This is a genomic window from Streptomyces sp. NPDC006265 (assembly GCF_040613555.1).
Lineage (GTDB): Bacteria > Actinomycetota > Actinomycetes > Streptomycetales > Streptomycetaceae > Streptomyces.
Genome location: NZ_JBEXSH010001071.1, coordinates 1 through 2660, shown reverse-complemented (window position 1 = coordinate 2660; position 2660 = coordinate 1). Strand labels below are relative to the sequence as shown.

Annotated in this window: 1 protein-coding gene; it reads left to right on the top strand. The window is 70.4% G+C overall.

The features are described from left to right. The first annotated feature begins 360 nt into the window (after positions 1 to 360). The gene (locus ABZ281_RS45345) at positions 361 to 2613 is read left to right on the top strand and encodes an MMPL family transporter (protein WP_356664217.1); all 2253 of its coding nucleotides are present in this window, start codon (positions 361 to 363) and stop codon (positions 2611 to 2613) included. Positions 2614 to 2660 lie beyond the last annotated feature (47 nt).

Here is a 2660-nt window from a genome sequence, read left to right as displayed (position 1 = left end):
GGCCGATTATCACGTCACCACCCCACCACTACCCGGGGGCGGTGGCCCCGGGGGGGGGGGGCCCCCCCGCCCGCTCCGGGCAGTGCCCGGCCCCGTAAATTACTCACCGGTCTTCACGGGGCACAACCGTCTGCTCAGGATCCACACACCCGGGGAGCCCGACATGTCCGGCGATAGGTGTAAGGGGCCACCGTCCGTGGGGGTCCTCCCCAGTGGGGAGAGGGCTCGCTCCATGGGGATGAGTTCCGGCTCCCCCACTTCACCTGGCAGCACGACGAGACGGCCTTATCCGGCCCATACCTTCGAAACGAAAGGGGGCGGCAGGGGGCCGCCACCGCATCACGAGGGGGCAAGCCCGTCATGGGGAACGGAGACATACGGGTGCGGGGCCTCGCCGCCCGGGCCGGCGGCTGGAGCGCCCGGCACCGATGGGCTGCCGTCGGTATCTGGGTGCTGTTCGTCGTCCTGGCGACGGGGCTCGGTTCGGCCGCGGGCCGGGTCGACGTCAAGGACAGCGACCAGCTGAAGGGCGAGACGCACACCGCGGCGCGCATCGTCGAGGACGCCGGCATCGACGAACCGGCCAGTGAGACCGTGCTGCTCCAGGCCAGGGGCGGTGGCCTGAAGGCGACGGACCCCGAGTTCCGGGACGCCGTCGACGCGGTCGTGCGGGCCGTCGACGGGACCGGCCGGGTCACGGAGGTGACCTCGCCGTACGACACGAAGACGATCTCGAAGGACGGCCGCAGCGCGCTCGTGCAGTTCGACATGCGCGGCGAGTCGGACACCGCCGGCGAGCGTATCGAACCGGTGCTGAAGGCCGTCGAGGGTGTTCAGCAGGATCACGAGTCGCTGCGGATCGAGGAGATCGGCGGCGCCAGCATGATGAAGACGTTCGACGACGCGTTCGGCGAGGACTTCAAAAGGGCCGAGTACTCCGCGGTGCCGGTGGCCTTCGGCATTCTGCTCATCGCCTTCGGGGCGCTGGTCGCGGCTCTGCTGCCGGTGCTGCTGGCGATCACCGCGATCATGGCGACGATGGGTCTGATGGGCGTCGTCAGCCATGTGATGCCGATGAGCGACACCGCGAACTCCGTGATGCTGCTGGTCGGTCTGGCCGTCGGCGTCGACTACTGCCTGTTCTACCTGCGCCGCGAGCGCGAGGAACGCGAGGCCGGCCGGGACGCGCAGACGGCCCTGAGGATCGCCGCCGCGACCAGTGGCCGGGCGATCGTGGTCTCGGGTGTCACGGTGTGCGTGGCGATGGCGGGCATGCTGTTCACCGGGCTCGCCGAGTTCGAGGCGATGGGCCTGGCCTCGCTGATGGTGGTGGCCGTGGCGATGGTGGGGTCCGTGACGGTGCTGCCCGCGCTGCTGTCGCTGCTGGGCGAGCGCGTCGAGAAGGGCCGACTGCCGCTCCTGGGGCGGCGCAAGCGGAGCGGCGGGCGTCAGGACAGCCGGTTCTGGACGGCCGTGCTGCGGCGCGTCCTCGCCAAGCCGGTGGTCGCCGTCGTCGTGGCGGCCGGTGCGCTGCTGGCCGTCTCGGCTCCCGCGCTCGGCATGAAGACGCAACAGCTCACCCTGGACCAGGAGTTCGGCGACTCGCTGCCCATCGTGCAGACGTACAACCGGCTCAACGACGCCTTCCCGGGCGGTTCCGAACCGGCCGAGGTGATCGTCAAGGCGCACGACATCAACGCGCCGGAGGTGAAGTCCGCGCTCGCCGACTTCCGCGACCGGGCGATCAGTTCGGGCGCCTCACGGGGCCCGGTGGAGATCAAGCTGCACGACGCGCAGAACATCGCGTTCGTCTACGTCCCGCTCGTCGGCGGCTCCGATCAGGACAAGGCGGGCGCGAGCCTGGACACGCTGCGCGACGAGGTGCGTCCGGCCACGCTCGGCAAGGTCGACGGTCTCGAGGCGCCCATCACCGGGCAGGTGGCCGGGTCGAAGGACTTCAACGACCAACTGGCCGGTGCCGTCGTCCCGGTGTTCGCGTTCGTCGTGGTCTTCGCCTTCGTCCTGATGCTGCTGTCGTTCCGTTCGCTGACCATCGCGGTCACGTCGATCGTGCTGAACCTGCTGTCGGTGGGCGCCGCGTACGGCATTCTCGTCGCGGTCTTCCAGCACGGCTGGGGCGCGTCCCTGGTGGGCGCGGAGGGCGTCGGCGCGATCATCACCTGGCTGCCGCTGTTCCTCTTCGTGATCCTGTTCGGCCTGTCGATGGACTACCACGTGTTCGTGGTCTCCCGGATCCGCGAGGCGCGGCTGCGGGGCCTTGCGACGAAGGACGCGATCCGGCACGGCGTGGTCACCACGGCCGGGGTGGTCACCAGTGCCGCGGTCATCATGGTCGCCGTGTTCGCGATCTTCGGGACGCTGTCCATGCAGTCCATGAAGCAGATGGGCGTCGGCCTCGCGGCCGCGGTGCTCATCGACGCGACGATCATCCGGGGCGTACTGCTGCCGGCCGTGATGGCGCTGCTCGGCGAGCGCAACTGGTACCTGCCGACGTGGCTGCACCGGCTGCCGGATCTCACGCACGACGAGACCCCGCAGGCGGTCGCCGCACCGGCGGCGCGGGACGACGAGGGCGAGCGCCTCAAGGTCTGATCGCCGCGGTGGCGGGGAAGGGCCCGTCGGTTGCCGGGGCCGGCAAC